This window comes from Streptococcus infantis, assembly GCF_019929575.1.
GTDB lineage: Bacteria > Bacillota > Bacilli > Lactobacillales > Streptococcaceae > Streptococcus > Streptococcus infantis_L.
The window spans coordinates 1-540 of the sequence record NZ_JAHZPU010000088.1 but is presented as its reverse complement, the minus strand read 5'-3'; the positions used below and the strand labels follow the sequence as shown (position 1 = coordinate 540).

Annotated in this window: 1 protein-coding gene; it reads right to left on the bottom strand. The window is 65.0% G+C overall.

Features of this window, described 5'->3' with window-relative positions; translation table 11 throughout:
- Positions 1-102 precede the first annotated feature (102 nt).
- A partial coding sequence (locus tag K1I67_RS10130) for a chromate resistance protein ChrB domain-containing protein (protein ID WP_223339760.1) occupies positions 103-540 on the bottom strand: 438 nt, incomplete at its 5' end.

Here is a 540-nt window from a genome sequence, read left to right as displayed (position 1 = left end):
ATGGCGATCTGCCCGGCAGGCCCGCCGAAGCTGATGAAGCCGAGCTTCAGCCAGAAGCGAATTGCCTGCCAGAAGGGGACGGAAGCGACGACGGAAGGGCTGTCACTCTGCGGAAGAACGACCGTTTTGCTCATGATTACCAGACCTCATTTCACAGGACTTCAGTAAGCCGTCGAACAGCGAGCAGGCTGCCGCCAGCAGTTGGTCATCGTCCGTAATGGTTTCCCGCAGCCCTGCCAGAATGCTTTCCACCCCCGCCGCCTCCGGGGTCGGTTCCCCACCGACGTCCAGGAAGTGGATCAGCCGCCCCAGGGCGTCGGGGATCGCGGCCTCCAGAGCAAAGCGCCGGACCAGAACTTCGAAGGTCACCCGCGTGCCGACGTGGCTGAACGGCGCCCCGTCAAAATCAAAACCGACCGCCGTCGCCGGACAGGTCTCGGGCGCGGCCAGCCACAGGAACCGCGCCTCGTCGTCAATAAAGCGCCGGATAAGCCAGGCGCTGGCCAGACGATCGACCCACGGGCGTCGGCGGGTGGCCCA